The sequence below is a fragment of the Pseudomonas kulmbachensis genome (genome assembly GCF_963681935.1).
Classification (GTDB): Bacteria; Pseudomonadota; Gammaproteobacteria; order Pseudomonadales; family Pseudomonadaceae; genus Aquipseudomonas; species Aquipseudomonas kulmbachensis.
Map to the genome: position 1 here is coordinate 5060921 of NZ_OY817088.1, position 19931 is coordinate 5080851.

22 protein-coding genes and 1 tRNA gene are annotated in these 19931 nt (G+C 58.7%); 11 read left to right on the forward strand and 12 right to left on the reverse strand.

Features of this window, described 5'->3' with window-relative positions; all coding sequences use genetic code 11:
* Window positions 1–405 precede the first annotated feature (405 nt).
* Window positions 406–843, reverse strand: coding sequence for a hypothetical protein (locus U5A05_RS23060; protein ID WP_321835004.1), 438 nt, complete (start codon window positions 841–843; stop codon window positions 406–408).
* Here U5A05_RS23060 and U5A05_RS23065 point away from each other — a divergent pair.
* Window positions 842–1297 carry a tRNA (cytidine(34)-2'-O)-methyltransferase gene (locus U5A05_RS23065; protein ID WP_261740139.1) on the forward strand — a complete coding sequence of 152 codons (456 nt, stop codon included), beginning with the start codon at window positions 842–844 and terminating at the stop codon, window positions 1295–1297. The genes U5A05_RS23060 and U5A05_RS23065 overlap by 2 nt on opposite strands.
* 175 nt (window positions 1298–1472) lie before the next feature.
* Here U5A05_RS23065 and secB read toward each other — a convergent pair whose 3' ends face one another.
* From secB to U5A05_RS23080, 3 genes are read right to left on the reverse strand one after another with little or no spacing between them, the layout of a single operon-like run.
* Window positions 1473–1958, reverse strand: a complete 486-nt coding sequence (secB, locus tag U5A05_RS23070; protein ID WP_095027950.1) for a protein-export chaperone SecB — start codon at window positions 1956–1958, stop codon at window positions 1473–1475.
* A 41-nt stretch (window positions 1959–1999) separates the two neighbouring features.
* The gene (gene grxC / locus U5A05_RS23075; RefSeq protein ID WP_321835008.1) at window positions 2000–2254 is read right to left on the reverse strand and encodes a glutaredoxin 3; all 255 of its coding nucleotides are present in this window, start codon (window positions 2252–2254) and stop codon (window positions 2000–2002) included.
* A 2-nt stretch (window positions 2255–2256) separates the two neighbouring features.
* Window positions 2257–2670, reverse strand: a complete 414-nt coding sequence (locus U5A05_RS23080) for a rhodanese-like domain-containing protein (protein WP_048360501.1) — start codon at window positions 2668–2670, stop codon at window positions 2257–2259.
* A gap of 148 nt (window positions 2671–2818) precedes the next feature.
* On the opposite strand from U5A05_RS23080, the gene gpmI reads away from it, so the two are divergent.
* From gpmI to U5A05_RS23100, 4 genes are all read left to right on the forward strand, one after another.
* A complete protein-coding gene (gene gpmI / locus U5A05_RS23085) occupies window positions 2819–4354 on the forward strand; it encodes a 2,3-bisphosphoglycerate-independent phosphoglycerate mutase (RefSeq protein WP_261740141.1) in 1536 nt (511 codons plus the stop codon).
* A 209-nt stretch (window positions 4355–4563) separates the two neighbouring features.
* The gene (locus U5A05_RS23090; RefSeq protein WP_261740142.1) at window positions 4564–5850 is read left to right on the forward strand and encodes a murein hydrolase activator EnvC family protein; all 1287 of its coding nucleotides are present in this window, start codon (window positions 4564–4566) and stop codon (window positions 5848–5850) included.
* A 35-nt stretch (window positions 5851–5885) separates the two neighbouring features.
* Complete coding sequence (locus tag U5A05_RS23095; protein WP_261740143.1) at window positions 5886–7202, forward strand: S41 family peptidase; 1317 nt, start codon at window positions 5886–5888, stop codon at window positions 7200–7202.
* A 1-nt stretch (window position 7203) separates the two neighbouring features.
* Window positions 7204–7986 (forward strand): divergent polysaccharide deacetylase family protein, encoded by a 783-nt coding sequence (locus U5A05_RS23100; RefSeq protein ID WP_321835010.1) that lies wholly within the window; start codon window positions 7204–7206, stop codon window positions 7984–7986.
* Window positions 7987–8172: 186 nt separating this feature from the next.
* Here the strand turns inward: U5A05_RS23100 and U5A05_RS23105 are convergent, their stop codons facing one another.
* The 7 genes from U5A05_RS23105 to U5A05_RS23135 all read right to left on the reverse strand — a co-directional run bounded on the left by U5A05_RS23105 (window position 8173) and on the right by U5A05_RS23135 (window position 13953).
* The gene (locus U5A05_RS23105; protein WP_261740145.1) at window positions 8173–8928 is read right to left on the reverse strand and encodes a substrate-binding periplasmic protein; all 756 of its coding nucleotides are present in this window, start codon (window positions 8926–8928) and stop codon (window positions 8173–8175) included.
* Between the two features lie 72 nt (window positions 8929–9000).
* A complete protein-coding gene (hisF, locus tag U5A05_RS23110) occupies window positions 9001–9771 on the reverse strand; it encodes an imidazole glycerol phosphate synthase subunit HisF (RefSeq protein WP_321835011.1) in 771 nt (256 codons plus the stop codon).
* A gap of 10 nt (window positions 9772–9781) precedes the next feature.
* Complete coding sequence (hisA, locus tag U5A05_RS23115; RefSeq protein WP_088378464.1) at window positions 9782–10519, reverse strand: 1-(5-phosphoribosyl)-5-[(5-phosphoribosylamino)methylideneamino]imidazole-4-carboxamide isomerase; 738 nt, start codon at window positions 10517–10519, stop codon at window positions 9782–9784.
* 39 nt (window positions 10520–10558) lie between these two features.
* The gene (locus tag U5A05_RS23120; protein WP_261740147.1) at window positions 10559–10816 is read right to left on the reverse strand and encodes a DUF2164 domain-containing protein; all 258 of its coding nucleotides are present in this window, start codon (window positions 10814–10816) and stop codon (window positions 10559–10561) included.
* Complete coding sequence (gene hisH, locus U5A05_RS23125) at window positions 10816–11454, reverse strand: imidazole glycerol phosphate synthase subunit HisH (protein ID WP_261740148.1); 639 nt, start codon at window positions 11452–11454, stop codon at window positions 10816–10818. The genes U5A05_RS23120 and hisH overlap by 1 nt, the downstream gene beginning before the upstream one ends.
* Window positions 11454–12047: an imidazoleglycerol-phosphate dehydratase HisB gene (gene hisB, locus U5A05_RS23130; protein ID WP_003438561.1), complete on the reverse strand. Its 594-nt coding sequence runs from the start codon at window positions 12045–12047 to the stop codon at window positions 11454–11456. The genes hisH and hisB overlap by 1 nt, the downstream gene beginning before the upstream one ends.
* 244 nt (window positions 12048–12291) lie before the next feature.
* Entirely contained in the window at window positions 12292–13953 is a 1662-nt protein-coding gene (locus tag U5A05_RS23135; RefSeq protein WP_261740149.1) for an OFA family MFS transporter, read from the reverse strand.
* A 294-nt stretch (window positions 13954–14247) separates the two neighbouring features.
* Between U5A05_RS23135 and U5A05_RS23140 the strand changes: the two genes are divergently transcribed.
* The 6 genes from U5A05_RS23140 to U5A05_RS23165 all read left to right on the forward strand — a co-directional run bounded on the left by U5A05_RS23140 (window position 14248) and on the right by U5A05_RS23165 (window position 19523).
* The gene (locus U5A05_RS23140) at window positions 14248–16455 is read left to right on the forward strand and encodes an AsmA family protein (protein ID WP_321835015.1); all 2208 of its coding nucleotides are present in this window, start codon (window positions 14248–14250) and stop codon (window positions 16453–16455) included.
* Complete coding sequence (mutY, locus tag U5A05_RS23145) at window positions 16452–17519, forward strand: A/G-specific adenine glycosylase (protein WP_261740151.1); 1068 nt, start codon at window positions 16452–16454, stop codon at window positions 17517–17519. Before U5A05_RS23140 ends, mutY begins: the two co-directional genes overlap by 4 nt.
* Window positions 17516–17788 (forward strand): oxidative damage protection protein, encoded by a 273-nt coding sequence (locus tag U5A05_RS23150; RefSeq protein WP_261740152.1) that lies wholly within the window; start codon window positions 17516–17518, stop codon window positions 17786–17788. Before mutY ends, U5A05_RS23150 begins: the two co-directional genes overlap by 4 nt.
* A gap of 104 nt (window positions 17789–17892) precedes the next feature.
* Window positions 17893–17968 (forward strand) — tRNA-Phe (locus U5A05_RS23155).
* Between the two features lie 164 nt (window positions 17969–18132).
* Window positions 18133–18603, forward strand: a complete 471-nt coding sequence (locus U5A05_RS23160) for a hypothetical protein (RefSeq protein ID WP_321835016.1) — start codon at window positions 18133–18135, stop codon at window positions 18601–18603.
* A 59-nt stretch (window positions 18604–18662) separates the two neighbouring features.
* Window positions 18663–19523: an alpha/beta hydrolase family protein gene (locus U5A05_RS23165; RefSeq protein WP_395246919.1), complete on the forward strand. Its 861-nt coding sequence runs from the start codon at window positions 18663–18665 to the stop codon at window positions 19521–19523.
* A 129-nt stretch (window positions 19524–19652) separates the two neighbouring features.
* Here the strand turns inward: U5A05_RS23165 and U5A05_RS23170 are convergent, their stop codons facing one another.
* Window positions 19653–19898, reverse strand: a complete 246-nt coding sequence (locus U5A05_RS23170; RefSeq protein WP_321835018.1) for a DUF1272 domain-containing protein — start codon at window positions 19896–19898, stop codon at window positions 19653–19655.
* Window positions 19899–19931: the final 33 nt, after the last annotated feature.

Here is a 19931-nt window from a genome sequence, read left to right on the forward strand (position 1 = left end):
TCGCGATAGGAGTGACGCGGTTTTCCTGTAAAACCGCAGTGATGCCATCGCGAGCAAGCCCGCTCCCACAAAAGCCTGACCGCACCACCCTAAAGCAACCCGCACTATTAACGCGCACCGCTCTAAATCAATGGTTACAGCCACACCACCCGAGAAACCAGTCACACCAAACGCAAAAGCCCCGGATTCCGGGGCTTTTGCGTATGCATCAGGCAGTTTTTACAAAAAATCAAAACCTGGCACGCCCCCTGCAATACCTATAACAAGCAACAACGCTTTAGGGGACCTTGATACAGGCAGGTCAAGACTCCCCACTTTTACACCCGCAGCCTTGATGCCTTTTGCATCAACGCGCACACCGCTTTTGGGGAACCCGGTACAGGCAGGCTGGAATTCCCTCTTTTATTACTCGCGCAGGTTCACCTGCAATCGCCAGCGCCCATCCTGCGGCGCACCGGCCCAGTCACCCTGCAAGGGGCGGGCCGCCACCAGAGTCAGCAACAACCCCCCATCAGTACGCCGCAGCCGCCAATTCACATTCTTGCCGTTAAGCATCAGCTGGCCGTTCTGAAGCTTGCCCTTGGCATCAAACAACAACCCCAGCGTGCCGTCGACCAGCTCACCATGCCACTTGGGCTCGTCGTTGAACCACACCACCAGGCCACCCGCGAGCACGTCCACCTGTTGCAGTTCAACCGGCGTTGGCGCGGTCAAACGACCGATCATCATCCCGACCATCACACCGACTATCGCCAAAGAACCTAAAACCCGCGGCCATAGTTTCGGTCGCGGGTCTTCTTCAGGCGTAGAATGCTGCCCATCTTTAAGTTCGGAGCCGTGCATGTTTCACGTCATCCTTTTTCAACCAGAAATTCCGCCGAATACCGGCAACATTATCAGGCTGTGCGCCAACAGCGGCTGCCACCTGCATTTGATCGAGCCTATCGGTTTTGAGCTGGACGACAAGCGCTTGCGCCGGGCCGGGCTCGATTACCACGAGTACGCGCCGCTCAAGCGCCATGCCGACCTGGCCAGTTGCCTTGAAAGCCTGGGCCACCCGCGCCTGTTTGCCTTTACCACCAAAGGCTCCAAGCCGTTTCACGACGCGCAGTTTGCCGAGGGCGATGCGTTTATCTTCGGCCCGGAGAGCCGTGGCCTGCCACCCGAAGTGCTCGATGCACTGGATGGCGAACATCGCCTGCGCCTGCCGATGCGCGAAGGCTGCCGCAGCCTGAACCTGTCCAACACCGTGGCGGTTGCCGTGTACGAAGCCTGGCGGCAACTGGGTTTCAAGTAATTCACATCCCGTTATCTGTGGGAGCGAGCCTGCTCGCGAAGGCGTCAAGAACTGGTGATTCAACATCACCCGCGCGCTATCGTTAACGAACTTCGCGAGCAGGCTCGCTCCCACAGAGTCTTCGACATACCCAAAAAAAAAAGCGCCCTCAGGCGCTTTTTTTGGCAACGACTGTTTATTGAACAGTCGGCGAGCCTTCTTCCTGCATGCGCTGCAATTCTTGCGCGTACAGGGCATCGAAGTTCACCGGAGCCAGCATCAGTGCCGGGAACGAGCCACGAGTTACCAGGCTGTCCAGGGTTTCACGGGCATACGGGAACAGGATGTTCGGGCAGAACGCGCCCAGGGTGTGGTTCATCGACGCTGGATCAAGGTTTTTGATCAGGAAGATGCCAGCCTGCTGAACTTCAGCAATAAACGCCACTTCGTCACCGTTTTTCACGGTAACCGACAGGGTCAGAACCACTTCGTGGAAGTCACCTTCCAGTGGCTTTTGACGAGTGTTCAGATCCAGGCCAACGCTCGGTTCCCACTGCTGACGGAAGATCGCCGGGCTTTTTGGGGCCTCGAACGACAGGTCACGCACGTAGATGCGCTGCAGGGAGAATTGTGGAGCGGAGTCTTCATCGCTAACAGCAGCGGTGTTCTGTTGGTCAGTCATCACAGATCCTTGTTGATCTTGGGGCTTATAGAGAATGAGAGTCAGACGTTCAGCAGCGCATCCAATTTACCTGCGCGTTCCAGAGCAAACAGGTCATCGCATCCGCCAATATGCTTGTCGTCGATCCAGATTTGCGGGACCGACGTACGACCTGCCTTCTGAGCCATCTCGGCACGTATCTGAGGCTTGCCGTCGACCTTGATTTCTTCGAAGGCAGTGCCCTTTTTCTCAAGCAGAGCCTTGGCCCGCATGCAGTAAGGGCAGTAGTCGCTGGAGTAAACGATGACCTTGGACATGCTTACTTCACCACTGGCAGGTTGTCGGCGCGCCAGCTGGAGATGCCGCCAGACAGCTTGGCCGCGTTGTGACCAGCCTTGAGCAGCTCACGAGCGTGGGAGCCCGAATGCTGGCCCTGAGCGTCAACCAGGATAATGGTTTTGCCCTTGTGCTTGTCCAGCTCGGCAATGCGCGCCATCAGCTTGTCTTGTGGAATGTTCAGTGCACCCACGATGTGGCCGGCAGCAAAGTCCTTGGCCGGACGAATATCAATCACCACGCCTTCGTCGCGATTGACCAGACCGGTCAGCTCGCCAGTGCTGATGCTGCGCCCGCCACGGCTTATTTCGTGGGTGATCAGCAACGCCAGCAGGATGACAAACGCGCCTACAAGCAGGTAGTGAGAAGTCGCAAATGCAATCAGGTGCTCAACCATCAGAAGGTTCCAGGGTCGTAAAATGTGGGCCAGTATACACAGCCACCTTGGTCGGCCAAACCCCGCCCGGCGGTGACGCCACATGAACTTCGCTTTAAACTGCGCGTCCTCTTCATACCTTCTATTAAACCAGCCACGAGTGGGATCTATGACTACCACGCCTAAACCTTTGGTCCTGATCATCCTGGATGGCTTCGGTCACAGTGAAAGTCACGAATACAACGCCGTTTATTCGGCCAAGAAACCGGTGCTGGATCGTCTTTGCGCGAGCATGCCAAACGGCCTGATCTCAGGTTCGGGCATGGATGTCGGCCTGCCGGACGGCCAGATGGGCAACTCCGAGGTTGGCCACATGAACCTGGGCGCCGGCCGCGTGGTGTATCAGGATTTCACCCGCGTCACCAAATCGATCCGTGATGGCGAGTTTTTTGAAAACCCGACCATCTGCGCCGCTGTCGACAAGGCAGTGAGCGCAGGCAAGGCCGTGCATATTCTCGGTTTGCTGTCTGATGGCGGCGTTCACAGCCACCAGGACCACCTGATTGCGATGGCCGAACTGGCATTCAAACGCGGTGCAGAAAAAATCTACCTGCACGCCTTCCTCGATGGCCGCGATACACCGCCAAAAAGCGCGGCATCGTCCATCGAATTACTGGATGAAGCGTTCAAAGCTCTCGGCAAAGGCCGTATCGCCAGTTTGATTGGCCGCTATTTCGCCATGGACCGCGACAATCGCTGGGACCGTGTAGAGCAGGCCTACAACCTGATCGTCGATGGCAAGGGCGAATTCAACGCCACCACGGCCCAGGAAGGTCTGGAGGCTGCTTACGCCCGTGGCGAGAGCGACGAATTCGTTAAAGCCACGACCCTCGGCGAGCCGGTGAAAGTGGAAGACGGCGACGCCGTGGTCTTTATGAACTTCCGTGCCGACCGCGCCCGCGAACTGACCCGCGTGTTCGTTGAAGACGATTTCAACGCCTTCGCACGTGCCCGTCAGCCAAAACTGGCCGGTTTTGTGATGTTGACCCAATACGCTGCCAGCATCCCCGCGCCAAGCGCATTTGCGCCCGGCAGCCTTGAGAACGTACTCGGCGATTACCTGGCCAAAAACGGCAAAACCCAGCTGCGCATCGCCGAAACCGAAAAATACGCCCACGTTACTTTCTTCTTCTCGGGCGGGCGTGAAGAACCGTTTCCGGGTGAAGAGCGCATTCTGGTGCCGTCGCCGAAAGTTGCCACCTACGACCTGCAGCCGGAAATGAGCGCTCCCGAAGTCACCGACCATATCGTCGATGCCATCGAAAACCAGCGTTATGACGTGATCGTGGTCAACTACGCCAACGGCGATATGGTTGGCCACAGCGGCGTGTTCGACGCAGCCGTTAAAGCGGTTGAGTGCCTGGACGCGTGCGTGGGACGGATTGTCGAGGCGCTGGAAAAAGTCGGCGGCGAAGCCCTGATCACGGCTGACCACGGCAACGTTGAGCAGATGTCCGATGACACTACCGGTCAGGCTCATACTGCCCACACCTGTGAACCCGTACCGTTCATTTACGTGGGCAAGCGTGCACTCAAGGTCCGCGAAGGCGGTGTACTGGCCGATGTGGCACCGACCATGCTCAAGCTGCTGGGTCTGCCACAGCCTGAAGAAATGACCGGCAAATCGATTCTGCTCGACGCTTAAATTAAAACCTGTGGGAGCGAGCCTGCTCGCGAAGGTCTCAAGCGCGCCGCGATGATCCAATCAACACACGCTATCGTTAACGACATTCGCGAGCGGGCTCGCTCCCACAGGGGCCGGCCGTTTCATCACAATTTCACCTTCATCCATTTCTTATAGGTGACGAGGGCGGGCATACTAGGCCGTCCCGTTCCCCAGGTGTCGCCCGCCCCATGCTTCGCGCCCTTATAGCCCTGACCTTCGCATGCCTGCTCCAACCGGCGTTTGCCGACGAGCGCGCGCAAACCCAACAGCAGCTGGACGCCACGCGCCAGGATATCGGCGAGCTGAAAAAGCTCCTCGGCAAGCTCCAGGAAGAAAAATCCGGCGTGCAGAAAGACCTGCGCGGCACCGAAACCGAAATCGGCAAACTGGAGAAGCAGGTAGAAACCCTGCAACAAGAACTAAAAAAGAGTGAAGGCGAGCTGCTGCGCCTCGATAGCGAGAAAAAAAAACTCCACAGCGCAAAACTTGAACAGCAACGCCTGATCGCCATTCAGGCCCGTGCCGCCTATCAGGGTGGCCGTCAGGAATACCTGAAACTGCTGCTCAACCAGCAAAATCCCGAGAAGTTCGCCCGAACCCTCACCTATTACGATTACCTGAGCCAGGCTCGTCTGGAGCAGCTCAAGGGTTTCAACGAAACCCTGCGCCAACTGGCCAATGTCGAAGCTGATATCAACCTGCAACAGGCGCAACTGCTGACCCAGAAAAGCAGCCTGGAGACCCAGCGCGCAGAACTCGACAAAGTGCGCGCAGAGCGCCAGCAAGTACTGGCCAAGCTTAATACCGACGTAAAAGACCGCGATCAAAAGTTGCAAGCCCGCGAGCAGGATCAGGCCGATCTGGCTAAAGTCCTCAAGACCATCGAGGAAACCCTTGCCCGTCAGGCCCGCGAAGCCGAAGAGGCGCGCCAGAAAGCCTTGATCGCGCAGCAGGAAGCCGAGAAAAAACGCCAGCGCGAGGCTGAATCGGTTGTTACCGACGCCCCGCGCAAAGCGGTCAAATCAACACCCGGCGCACTGGTGTCGAGTGCCGGTGCTTCTTACGGCGGTGTTTTTTCTCAAGCCCGGGGCAAACTTCCGTGGCCAGTTGATGGTCGATTGCTTGCCCGCTTCGGTGAAACCCGTGGCGATGACTCGCGTACCAAGTGGGACGGCGTGATGATCAGCGCCGCCGCTGGCAGTCAGGTTCACGCCGTACATGGCGGTCGCGTGGTGTTTGCCGACTGGCTGCGTGGCGCAGGCCAGTTGGTAATTCTGGATCACGGTAATGGTTACTTAAGCTTGTATGGCCACAATCAGACGTTGCTCAAGTCGGCCGGAGATATCGTCAAGGCCGGCGAAGTAATTTCCACCGTGGGCAACAGCGGCGGTCAAGCCACGCCAGCACTGTATTTTGCTATTCGTCAGCAGGGGCGCCCAAGCGATCCTGCACAATGGTGTCGCACTCAGGGATGAGTCCATCACCTTTAATACGTAGGAGTTCGCTCAACATGCCGCATTTGTCCCGCCTCAACTCGCTGGCCCTGACGATCGCTCTGGTGATCGGCTCGCCGATGGCATTTGCTGCCGAGCCGAGCATTCAGCCAGCAGGTGCCGCAGCCAGTACCAAGGCTCCGCTGCCCCTGGAAGAGCTGCGCACATTTGCCGAGGTCATGGACCGGATCAAGGCTGCGTATGTTGAACCCGTAGACGATAAAACCCTGCTCGAGAATGCCATCAAAGGCATGCTCAGTAACCTCGATCCGCACTCCGCGTACCTGGGCCCCGAAGATTTCGCCGAGCTGCAGGAAAGCACCAGCGGCGAGTTTGGCGGGCTAGGTATCGAGGTCGGTTCCGAAGACGGCAATATCAAAATCGTCTCACCGATCGACGACACCCCTGCGAGCAAGGCCGGTATTCAGGCGGGCGACTTTATCGTCAAGATCAATGGTCAGCCCACCCGTGGCCTGAGCATGACCGAAGCCGTGGATAAAATGCGCGGCAAGATCGGCCAAAAAATCACCCTGACCCTGGTGCGCAATGGCGGCACGCCGTTTGACGTGACCCTGACCCGCGCCAATATTCAGGTAAAAAGCGTCAAGGCCCAGTTGCTTGAAGACGGCTACGGCTATATCCGCATCACCCAGTTCCAGGTCAAGACCGGCGAAGAAGTCGCCTCTGCACTGTCAAAACTGCGCAGAGAAAACGGCAACAAGCGCCTCAAGGGCATCATCCTCGACCTGCGTAACAACCCGGGTGGCGTGCTGCAATCGGCGGTAGAAGTGGTCGATCACTTCATCACCAAAGGCCTGATCGTCTACACCAAGGGCCGTATCGCCAACTCCGAGCTGCGCTTCTCGGCAACCGGCAAAGACCTGAGCGAGAACGTACCTTTGGTGGTGCTGATCAACGGCGGCAGCGCTTCGGCGTCCGAGATCGTCGCCGGTGCCCTGCAGGATCAAAAACGCGGCGTGGTGATGGGCACGACCAGCTTCGGTAAAGGCTCGGTGCAAACCGTGCTGCCACTGAACAATGACCGTGCGCTGAAAATCACCACGGCGTTGTACTTCACCCCGAACGGGCGCTCGATTCAGGCCCAGGGCATTGTTCCGGACATCGAAGTCAGCCGCGCCAAGATCACCCGCGAGCAAGACACCGAGTACTACAAAGAAGCCGACCTGCAAGGTCACCTCGGCAATGGCAATGGCGGTGCTGACAAACCCACCGGCTCCAACCCTAAAGCCAAGCCCATGCCGCAGGACGATGACTTCCAGCTGAGCCAGGCCCTGAGCCTGCTTAAAGGCTTGAGCATCACACGCGGCAACTGAGGTGCGTCTGTCTCTGGCTTTCGCCCTGCTCTGCTGCCTGACCGGTGCCGCCCATGCGGCCCCGGCTGGCACACCCGCCACGCCACACAAGGCTTATCTGAGCCTGATCATTGATGACCTTGGGCAAAACCTGCCACGCGACCGCCGCGTGCTGGCCTTGCCCGGCCCGGTCACCACCGCCGTGATGCCCGACACGCCCCACGCGGCCGAATTCGCTCGCGAGGCCCACAAGGCAGGCAAAATCGTCATCCTGCATATGCCGATGGACCCGGCCACCGGGCCTTTTGCCTGGCATCCGGACTTGCCCATGGACGAACTTGAAAAGCGCCTCAACGCCGCGTTCAAGGCCGTGCCCTACACCAGTGGTATCAACAACCATATGGGCAGCCGCATGACATCCCAGCCGCAGGCGATGGCCTGGCTGATGGGTAATTTGCAGCAGCGCCACAAGTTCTTTGTCGACAGTCGCACCAGCGCGCAGACGGTTGCCGCAGCCGAGGCGCAAAAGATCGGCCTGGCCAGCGTCTCACGCGATGTGTTTCTCGATGACGTGCGCACCGAACAGGCGATCACCAAACAACTGGAAACCGCGATCAAGCTGGCGCACAAACAAGGCTCAGCCGTAATGATCGGCCATCCCTACCCACAGACTCTGGCGGTGCTGGAGCGCGAGTTGCCAAAGCTCAAGGCCCAGGGCATCGACTGGATTGATATCAAACAAATGATCGGCGTGCGCAGCAACAAGGCAATGGCCGGGCATGGGAAGGATGGGGTTTACCGCTGACTGCTGCGCTGTACGTCAATTTCGTAGCAGCTGCCGAAGGAACGAGGCTGCGTTCGGTTGCGCAGCAGCCGCAAAACCAAGCACTGCGGTGGCTCACATAAATCTCGGATTCAGCATTTACGGGCGCTGCGCACCCGAACGCAGCCTCGTTCCTTCGGCAGCTGCTACAGGGTTTTAGTGCGTTTTTTACAGATACTTCGCACGGATCTTCTCGACCACACCCTCAGCCTTTAACTGGTCCAGTGCCTTCTGCAACTTGTTCACCACCTCGTCTGGTACATCCTTGTTCAACGCCAAAAACAGTTCGGCCTGATTAAAACGCAACACCGTCTTGAACCCGGAAATTCCCACCTGACGCGCCAAAAACTGCCCCGCGGGAGCACCCGTGGCCCACAAGTCGATTTGCCCAGCCTGCAACTTGCGGGCGTTGTCCTGATCGCGCAACACAATCACCGGCGCCAGCCCCTGCTTTTCCAGGGACAAGGCAATAGCGTCGCCTTTGTAAGCTCCCACCCGGTATTGGCGGGCCTGCTCCAGCGAGGTCAGGGTAATCGGGCTATCCCCTCGAGCCAGCAACACCCAGTCATCCGGGCCAATCGGCCCGACCCACTTGAACAGCGTTTCACGCTCGGGCACGCGAGCTGTGACAAACACGCCGTAGCCGGGGTTTTCGAGGGCAAGGTGATAGATACGCTCCCAAGGGAAACGCAAGGTCATGCTGTAGGGGATGTCGGCACGTTTAAAGGTTTCGCGCAGGATATCGACGGCGATACCTTCAATATTTTCGTTTTGCGCGAAATTTTTGCCGTTTTTGGCCATGTTGTAAGGCGGGAAGTTTTCAGTCAGCAACACTATCGATGAATGCGATGCATCAACCGCAGAAGCGGTACTCGCCAGCCACAGAGTGGAACCGGCGAGAACGAGCAAAAAGCGTTTAAACATGACAGGCGACCTAAATCCATGGCGTGCTCAAGAGTGCCGTGGGCACGCCATGCTGTCCAGTAGCCTTTGGCCTTAACGGACCACGATCCCACGCTCAGCCATGTACGCCTTGGCCTCTGGCACGGTGTATTCGCCAAAGTGGAAAATACTCGCCGCCAGTACCGCACTGGCGTGACCTTCGATAATGCCGTCGGCCAGATGCTGCAAGTTGCCAACACCCCCCGAGGCAATCACCGGAATGCCCAGCGCATCGCTGATGGCACGGGTCACGCCCAGGTCGAAACCGCTCTTCATGCCGTCCTGGTCCATGCTGGTCAGCAAAATCTCGCCAGCCCCCAGACCTTCCATCTTCATCGCCCACTCGACTGCATCGAGCCCGGTTGGCTTGCGCCCGCCATGAGTGAAGATTTCCCAACGCGGGGTCTCGCCCGGCTGTGAGACTTTTTTCGCATCAATCGCCACCACGATGCACTGCGAACCAAAATGCTGCGCCGCTTCACCCACAAACTCCGGGTTAAACACCGCTGCAGTATTGATCGAGACTTTGTCCGCACCAGCATTGAGCAGGTTGCGGATGTCCTGGATGCAGCGCACGCCACCGCCCACGGTCAGCGGGATAAACACCTGGCTGGCCATGCGCTCGACGGTATGCAACGTGGTGTCGCGGCCATCGACGCTGGCAGTGATGTCGAGAAAGGTAATCTCGTCAGCACCCTGCTCGTCGTAACGACGGGCGATTTCTACCGGGTCGCCAGCATCGCGAATGTTCTCGAATTTGACGCCCTTTACAACCCGGCCGTTATCCACGTCCAGGCAAGGGATGATGCGTTTGGCCAGCGCCATGGGTCTCTCCTCAGGCCTTGTAGCTGTCGCAGAAGGCTTGCGCCTCGGCCACATCCAGCGTGCCTTCATAGATTGCACGGCCGGTGATGGCGCCCACGATGCCCGGAGCCTTGGCGTCCATCAGGGCTTTGATATCACCCAGATTGTGGATGCCGCCCGAAGCGATCACCGGGATGCTGGTCGCAGCGGCCAGCGCAGCGGTGTAGCTCACGTTGCAGCCCTGCATCATGCCGTCTTTGGCGATGTCGGTATAAACGATGGCCGACACGCCGTCTGCTTCAAAACGTTTGGCCAGGTCGATGACCTGTACGGTGCTGACTTCAGCCCAGCCGTCGGTGGCGACGAAACCGTCTTTGGCGTCCATGCCGACAATGATCTTGCCGGGGAATGCACGGCACGCCTCAGCCACGAACTCGGGGTTCTTCACCGCTTTGGTGCCCAGAATCACGTAGCTAACGCCCGCCTTGACGTAATGCTCGATGGTTTCCAGCGAGCGAATACCGCCGCCGATCTGGATCGGCAGATGCGGGTACAGCTTGGCAATCGCCGTAACCACTTCGCCGTTGACCGGCTGGCCTTCAAAGGCGCCGTTCAGGTCGACCAGATGCAGACGGCGGCAACCGCCCTCTACCCATTTGGCAGCCATGCTCACCGGGTCATCGGAGAACACCGTGGAGTCTTCCATACGGCCTTGGCGCAGACGTACACAAGCACCGTCTTTAAGATCGATAGCGGGAATAATCAGCATATGGCAAACCTTCAAATTCGGGAGTCTGAGACTCGGAAATCAGTTCTTCTCGAGCGCCCACAAGTCGCTTTCGATGCTCTCGAACCTCTCTTTGAGGTGCGTCTGCACATCGAAAATCGCGCGATTGTAGTAATGCGGCGCGATTTCGCGGGTGAACAGCTCAAGGATTTCAGCCGCTTCGAATGAACCCAGGTCCAGTTCGAAGCGGTCTTCCATAAAGCGTTTGATCTTGCTGTTCGCTTCGTTCTCTTGCTCGGGGGTGAGCGTGAGAATCGGCGGCTTCTTGCGAGGCGCCATTACCAGCGACCATCCCAGGCCACGAAGTTTTCCAGCAACTGCAAGCCGTGGGTATGGCTTTTTTCCGGGTGGAACTGCACCGCGAAGCGCGAGCCCTCGGCCAGCGCTGCGGCAAAATCGACGCCGTAATGCCCGCCCCCCACTACCTGGCGAGGATTGCCCGCCGCAATGTAGTAGCTGTGTACAAAGTAGAAACGCGCAAGGTCGGGGATGCCGTGCCACAGCGGGTGATCGACTTTTTGCTGCACCTCGTTCCAGCCCATGTGCGGCACCTTGAGGTGCTCGCCGTCTTCATGCAGATCCTTGCCGAAGAACTTGACGGCGCCGGGGAACAGGCCGATGCAATCAACGCCACCGTTCTCTTCACTGCTGTCGAGCAAGGCTTGCATGCCCACGCAGATACCGAGGAACGGACGGTCCTGGCTGACTTCACGCACCAGCGAGTCGAAACCCAGTCGACGGATTTCCGCCATGCAGTCGCGAATCGCGCCCACACCCGGAAATACCACGCGATCTGCTTCGCGAATCACGTTGGCGTCGCTGGTAATCAGCACCCGACCGGCGCCCACGTGCTCCAGCGCCTTGGCCACCGAGTGCAGGTTACCCATGCCGTAATCGATTACCGCCACTGTCTGCATCAGAGCACGCCCTTGGTCGATGGCATTTGCCCGGCCATACGCTCATCCAGCGCAACCGCCATACGCAACGCGCGGCCAAAAGCCTTGAACACGGTTTCGATCTGGTGGTGGGTGTTGGTGCCGCGCAGGTTGTCGATGTGCAGGCTGACGTTGGCGTGGTTGACGAAACCCTGGAAGAACTCCTGGAACAGGTCAACGTCAAAGCCGCCTACCGTGGCGCGGGTGTAAGGCACATGCATTTGCAGGCCTGGACGACCGGAAAAGTCGATAACCACACGCGACAGCGCTTCATCCAGCGGGACGTAGGCGTGACCGTAACGGGTCATGCCTTTTTTATCGCCGACAGCCTGGCTGAAGGCTTTACCCAAGGTAATACCAACATCCTCGACGGTATGGTGATCGTCGATATGCAGGTCGCCTTTGCACTCGATGTCCAGGTCGATCAACCCATGTCGGGCGATCTGGTCGAGCATGTGCTCAAGAAAAGGAACACCGATATCAAATCGGGCCTTACCGGTACCATCCAAGTTGATCGAGGCTTTAATCTGGGTTTCCAGAGTATCGCGCTCGACTGACGCCTTACGTTCGGCCATCACCAGCTCCGCAAAATCATTGGGCGAAAAAGGTGGCCATTATAGGCACGGGTCTGGCAAACAGAAACATTAAGGGTGATGTGGCTGACGGAGTGAAGGCTACTGCGGATTTTGTAGCCGCTGCCGAAGGCTGCGATAAGGCCCGAAGGGCCTTCCTGCAAGCTTGCAAACGCGAGCCCTGCGGGCTCGATCGCAGCCTTCGGCAGCGGCTACAAGGGCGCCACAGGACGTGGCGCCCTCTGGATCAATGAAACAACACCGCAGTCTTCTGCACCGTCACCCACACGCCCCACAGCAATGGAATACCCACGGCCAGCCAGGCCGCGATAACCAGTGGCTGGCTGCCTGGCGCAGCTTTCCACTCCAGCGAAGTGCTCGCGTCCGCGCCCTTGTCATGGCCCAGCGCCTGTTCGGCCGCCAGTTCGGCATCGGTCATGAAGTACTTGTCGGCCACCGGACGCACCAGCAAGTTGCAGATAAAGCCCAGCACCAGCAGCCCTGCGAGGATGTACAAGGTGATGTCGTAGGCCGCCGCACGTTCAACCCCGATGCTCAGCTGATACTCGCGCAAGTAGTTGACCAGCACCGGCCCCAGCACGCCCGCTGCCGCCCAGGCCGTCAGCAAACGACCATGAATCGCGCCGACCATCTGGGTACCGAACAGGTCTGCCAGATAGGCGGGTACCGTGGCAAAGCCGCCGCCGTACATCGACAAGATGATGCAGAACGCCGCCACGAACAGGGACACGTTGCCCAGATGACCAAGGTTCGGAATCATCGCGTACAACGCAAAGCCCAACGCGAAAAACACGAAGTAGGTGTTTTTACGTCCCAGGTAGTCCGAGAACGACGCCCAGAAGAACCGCCCGCCAATGTTGAACAGGCTCAACAGTCCGGTGAAGCCCGCTGCAATCGCCGCAATTTGCGCCAATTGCGCTGCATCCAGCTGGCTGAATGTCAGGTCATTGCCCAGCAACTTGCCCGCAAACACTTCCTGCAACAATGGCGACGCCATGCCCAGAATGCCGATACCGGCCGATACGTTAAGGCACAGCACCAGCCACACCAGCGCAAACTGCGGGGTTTTCCAGGCCACACTCACGTGCACGTGGCGTTGGGTGATCATCGCGTTCGCAGCTTTTTTCGCCGGAGCAGTCCAGCCCTCAGGCTTCCAGCCGGTCGGTGGCACGCGGTACGACAACGCGCCGCCGATCATGAACACGAAGTAAATCGCCGCCATCGCCACAAAGCTCTGCCACACGCCCACGCCGTCCGGCCCGGCAAAATGGTTCATCAGTGCTGCAGCCAGCGGTGCGCCGACCATTGCACCACCACCAAAGCCCATGATCGCCATGCCCGTGGCCATGCCGCGTTTGTCCGGGAACCACTTGATCAACGTCGACACCGGCGAGATATAGCCCAAGCCCAGCCCGATACCGCCGATAACCCCCGAGCCCAACCACATCAGCCAGATCTGGTGGGTATAAATGCCCAACGCGGAAATCAGCAAACCGCCACACCAGCACAGTGCCGACACCACACCGGCCTTGCGCGGCCCGGCATGCTCAAGCCAGCCGCCCCACACCGCTGCCGAGCAACCGAGGAAGATAAAAAACAGGGTGTAGATCCAGCCGAGCATCGAGATCGGCCAATCGCATTGCGATGAAAACACTTGCGCGATAAAGCTCATGTCCGGTGCGCAAGCCACAGGCGCCGTCACGCCCAAGGCTTTGGACAGCGGCAACCAAAACACCGAGAAGCCATAGGCCATGCCGATGCACAGGTGAATGGCCAATGCGGCTGGCGGGACCAGCCAACGATTGAAGCCGGGTTTGGCAATGATGCGCTCCTTGGACAGGAACGCCGGTTGTGAGGCAAGACTGCCCGCAACGCTGCTGGTACTCATAGATGTTTCCCCCAGGTAATGAAGAGGTTCCCGGACGCGCTCAACCCCCGACTTTGGCGCCTTGCGGCACACAGTCATTTTTGTCGGGCCAAGTTCATGCGCGACAATACGTCGCAGAAGGTCGGAAAACCACGCGCAGATTACCATCTGAACGCAGACGAATGCCCAAGCTGATACGGTCTAAAAGAAGCAAATTGATCCGTAACTATCCAACCCCAGTCCGCCTGCGCGTGGCGCTATACTCTGCGGCTAAATTTAAAACTCCCCTTCACTCAGACTTACAAGGACTCGCCCATGAAAGCGTTCGGCAAAATCCTGGGTCTGGTGCTTCTCGGATTGTTGCTGATCATCGTGGCCCTGGGTTTCGCCCTGAGCCATCTGTTCGATCCCAACGACTATAAAGACGAGATCCGCCAGATAGCCCGTGACAAAGCCCACATTGAGCTGACCCTCAATGGCGACATCGGCTGGAGCCTCTTCCCCTGGCTAGGCCTGGAGCTGCACGACGCCAGCGTCGCAACCCTCGCAGCGCCGACCCAGCCTTTTGCCGACCTGCAAATGCTCGGCCTGTCCGTGCGCGTACTGCCGCTGCTGCGCAAAGAAGTGCAAATGAGCGATGTTCGTGTCGAAGGCCTGAACCTGCGCCTCACTCGCGACAAGGACGGTCACGGCAACTGGCAGGACATAGGCAAGCCAGCAACCGACACCGCAACGACCGCCAGCACCGAGCCAGCACCGACCAGCAAACCGGACAGCGTCAGCCAACCGCTCAAGCTCGATATCGACAGCCTGACCGTGAACAATGCGCGGGTTGAGTACAACGACGAGCAAAGCGGCAAGCAATTCAGCGCCGAAAGTATCCAGCTGAGCACCGGCCCGGTTCACGAAGCCACCAGCATCCCGGTCAAGCTGACCGCCTTTCTGGGCACCAACCAGCCCGTGATGCGGGTCAAAACCGAAGTCGACGGCAAACTGCGTTTTGACCGAGTGCTCAAGCGCTATCAGCTTGAAGACATGAAAGTCACGGGCGAAGCCTCGGGTGAGCCGCTGCAAGGCAAAACCATGACTTTCGCGGCGCAGGGGCAAATTCTGGTTGATCTGGCTGCCAACGTCGCCGAATGGAGCAGTTTGAAGATTTCCGCCAACCAGCTGCGGGCCCTGGGTGAACTCAAGGTCAATAACCTGGACACCACCGCGCAAATCAGCGGCGGCGTATCGATTGCCCAGCTCGATCTGGCCAGATTTCTCGACAGCATCGGCCACCCGCTGCCTGCAATGGCACCCGAGAGCCTGAGCAAAGTCGAACTGGTCAGCCGCCTGTCTGGCACACCGACCAGCCTGACCTTTGACGACCTCAACCTGAAAGTCGACGACAGCACCTTTACCGGGCGCATTGCCATTGAGGACTTCGCCAAACAGGCCGTGCGTGTCCAGCTTAAAGGCGACACGTTCAACGCTGATCGCTACCTGCCGCCTAAATCAGCCGAAGCCAACGGCGCCAGTGCCGCTCGCCAGGCCGAAGTACAAGGCAGCGAAGCCGACGCACTGGCCGCATCGGGTGACACTCCACTGCCCAATGCACCGACCAAAAGCGGCTGGAGCACGACCAAGATCATTCCTGTTACCCGCCTCAAGGCGCTCGACCTGAATGCCGATATCAGCTTTGGTCAACTGACCCTGACCCAACTGCCGATCCAGAATGCTGCGCTCAAGGCCAACAGCAAAGATGGCTTGCTCACCCTCGAAAACCTGAGCGGCAACCTCTACAAAGGTAACTTTGCGGCCAACGGCAGCCTGGACGTGCGGCCCATGCTGCCACTGGCCAAGCTGCAGACCCGCATCACCAATGTTCCAGTCGAAAAAATCCTGCAAAGCCAAGGTCAAAAACCGCCCGTTACCGGCCTGCTGACTCTCAACAGCAACGTCACGGGCAGCGGCAATAGCCAGCACGCGCTGATTTCCAGCCTCAACGGCACCGCCAACTTTGCCCTCAACAACGGCGTGCTGCTCAATGCCAACCTCGAACAGCAGTTGTGCAAGGGCATCTCCACCCTCAATCGCAAAACCCTGAGCGGCGCCCCGCTGGCCAAGGACACTCCCTTCAAGGAGCTCAAGGGCAGCCTGGTGTTTCGTAACGGCGTGGCCAGCAACCCCGACATGATCGTGCGCATGCCCGGCCTGAGCGTAAAAGGCGATGGCGACATCGACCTGCGCGTACTGGGCATGGACTACCGCATTGGCATCACCATCGAAGGCGATACCCGCGCCATGCCGGACCCGGCGTGCCAAGTCGGCAAGAACTTTGTCGGCATCGAGCTGCCATTGCGTTGCCGTGGCCCGCTGGAGCTTGGCGCCAAGGCCTGCCGCCTGGATAAAGAGGGCCTGGGCAAGGTGGCCGCCAAAGTGGCGGGCAACAAGCTCAGCGACAAGCTTGAAGAGAAACTCGGCGACAAAGTCAGCCCTGAGCTCAAAAACGCTCTCAAGGGGCTGTTCAACCGATGAGAGACGAGCAATTTTCAACGGCGGTTCTGGACTGGTATGACCGCCACGGCCGCCACGACCTGCCCTGGCAACAGGGCATCACCCCGTACCGGGTGTGGGTCTCGGAAATCATGTTGCAGCAAACCCAGGTCAGCACTGTGCTGAACTACTTCGACCGATTCATGGCCTCGCTGCCAACGGTCGAAGCCCTGGCTGCGGCACCGGAAGACGAAGTGCTGCACCTGTGGACCGGCCTCGGCTACTACACCCGTGCACGCAATTTGCAAAAAACCGCCAAAATCGTCGTCGCCGAACATGACGGCGAATTCCCCCGTGATGTCGAAAAACTGGTCGAGCTGCCCGGCATCGGTTTATCCACAGCCGGGGCGATTGCGAGCCTGAGCATGGGCCTGCGCGCACCGATCCTCGACGGCAACGTCAAACGGGTGCTGGCGCGCTATACCGCGCAAGAGGGCTACCCAGGCGAACCTAAGGTCGCCAAACAGCTATGGGCCACCGCTGAGCGCTTCACCCCCCATGACCGGGTCAACGCCTACACCCAGGCAATGATGGACATGGGCGCCACGCTCTGCACACGCAGCAAGCCCAGCTGCCTGCTGTGCCCGCTCGAAAGCGGCTGTGAAGCCCACCTGCTGGGCCTGGAGACGCGTTACCCGATCCCCAAACCGCGCAAAACCATCCCGCAAAAACGCACATTAATGCCGATGCTGGCCAACGCCGAGGGCGCGATCCTGCTTTACCGTCGCCCTTCGACCGGTTTGTGGGGCGGACTGTGGAGCCTGCCCGAGCTGGATGACCTGCAAGACATCGAGCATCTGGCGCTACAACACTCGCTGACCCTGGGCGCGCAACACGAATTGCCGGGCCTGACCCATACCTTTAGCCATTTCCAACTGGCCATCGAACCTTGGCTGATCCACGTCAATTCGTGCGGCCATCACGTGGCCGAGCCCGACTGGCTCTGGTATAACCTCGCCACCCCGCCGCGCCTGGGCCTTGCCGCCCCGGTCAAGAAGCTGCTCAAACGCGCAGCCGACCTATTGAACGCTGGAGAGTCGTCATGACCCGCACCATCATCTGCCGCAAGTACAAAGAAGAACTGCCTGCCCTTGAACGCGCTCCGTTTCCGGGCACCAAAGGCCAGGACATTTTCGAGCACGTTTCGGCCAAGGCCTGGGCTGACTGGCAAAAACACCAGACTTTGCTGATCAACGAAAAGCGCTTGAACATGATGAACGCAGAAGATCGAAAATATTTGCAGGGCGAAATGGACAAGTTCTTCAGCGGCGAAGAATACGCACAAGCTGAAGGCTACGTTCCGCCGACCGAATAAACCCCGGATTTAAAGGGTTTGGTCTGTAAGCGACGGTAATAATTAAATATTTTTCAAAAAAGTGTTTGACGAGTTATCGAAAAAGGCTTCTAATGCGCCCCGTTGCCCAGATAGCTCAGTCGGTAGAGCAGGGGATTGAAAATCCCCGTGTCGGCGGTTCGATTCCGTCTCTGGGCACCACATTCAGTTTTGATGTGGTGCTTACACAACATCAAAACAACGAAAAACCCGCCTAGTGCGGGTTTTTTTTTGGCCGTGATTTATACCCGGTGGCGCCACCTCTCTTGGCGATTGCAAAGAGATAGGGTTCAATCCTCTCCTCAGCCTGCAAAGGACACACATTCATGTCATCGCCAAAAAAACAGCAAAAGAACGCGCAGCGGGCCAAAACCAAAGCTAAACAGAACCGCGTCGGCAAACCGGCCAAAGCCTCGGCTGGCGCACTGATCGACAGTCCGTTCGATGATGTGAAAATCGATCTCAGCACGTTCAACTTCCAGGACATTCTCGACAACGGCTTTGACCCGGCCGATTACGATGATCTGTTCCAGGTCATGAAAGGCGCCGAAGCCATCAACCTGCAAACCATGTGCGCGGTATTCCTGCAGTACCCGGTGCTGGAACTGGTGATCTCGGAAGAGGAAGAAGAACCAGCGACCGACTTCCTGATGGGCCTGCTGATCGAATACCGCATCGCGGTACATGGCGACGATGAAGACAGCGCCGTGGCCTGGATCGAAACCCCGGCATTCCAGAAGGCCTACGTCGAAGCTTCTCGCCTGTTGCAGGAACGCAATACCCGGAGCACGCACTGACCGTAGCCCTGATCGAACCTGTCAGCCGGGCATTCACCGAACCCGCTGCTGACGGTTACCTGCTGGGCGGTTTTGAGTGGCGCCAGCGCACACCCGACAGTACGCGTGCCGTGGTGGTGGTCAGCGCCGCCACCTCGGTGCGCTGTCAGTACTATTCAAGGTTCGCCGAATACCTGTTCAGCCACGGCCTGGACGTGATGCTGTTCGACTATCGCGGCATCGGCGCCTCACGCATCGGCTCGTTGCGCGGCTTTGAAGCCAGCTGGTCGGACTGGGGGGCGCTGGACACCGAAGCCATCCTCAAGCGCGCCCAGCGCGAATACCCCGGCCAGCCGGTCGATGTAGTCGGCCACAGCTTTGGCGGCTGTGCAGCGGGCCTGGCGGCCTCCGGGCAGGCGATTCGCCATCTGGTGACAGTGGGTGCGCAATTTGCCCACTGGCGCGACTACGCGCCAGCACAGCGCTGGCAGATGCTCGCCAAATGGCACGGGGTCATGCCGTTGCTGACTCGCGTCTGCGGCTACTTCCCCGGCAAGCGCCTGGGCTGGCTCGAAGACACCCCGGCGGGCGTGGTCAGGGACTGGAGCGCCTTCAGCACGCGCTACGAGAAGCTCCCCAGCGCACGCGGCCTTGCCGCCCTGCCCTTTTCTTGCGTTACGGCCAAAACCCTCGCCATCAGCTTTAGCGATGATCCTTTTGGCACCGTGGCGGCAATCGAGCGCTTGCTGAGTTACTTCAGCGCCAGCTCACGCACGCACCTGCGCATTCAACCGCAAGATATCAACGAAGCAGCCATAGGCCATTTCGCGTTTTTTCACAGCCGCTTTCAAAGCAGCTTGTGGCCGATTGCCTTGCAGTGGTTGCAGAGCGGGGAATTGGTGAGTGATGTGCCGGGGCGGGTTATCACCCCCGGACAATAACTCGTAGCCGCTGAGGAGCGCAGCAGTCGCAAAACCATGCAGCCCGACGTTTCAGATAAACGCTGATACACGGGCTTACGATCGCTTCGCAATCAATCGCAGCCTCGTGCCTCGACAGCAGCTACAACCTCAACGGGCAGTACAGCCCTGCGGCTTGAAAATCCGCTCAGTCGACGGCGGGTTATTCGCCAGTTTATTGGCCGGCCGACGTGGTCGCACCAACAGCTCACCCCCGCAATTAGGACAAAGACCGCCCAGGTTCTGCTCCGTACAGGTTGCGCAAAAGGTGCACTCGAATGAGCAAATCCGTGCTTGCGCAGAATCAGGTGGCAAGTCGCAATCGCAGCATTCGCAACTAGGGCGTAATTCGAGCATGAACACCTCACATAAGACCGGTAATTTTCATCT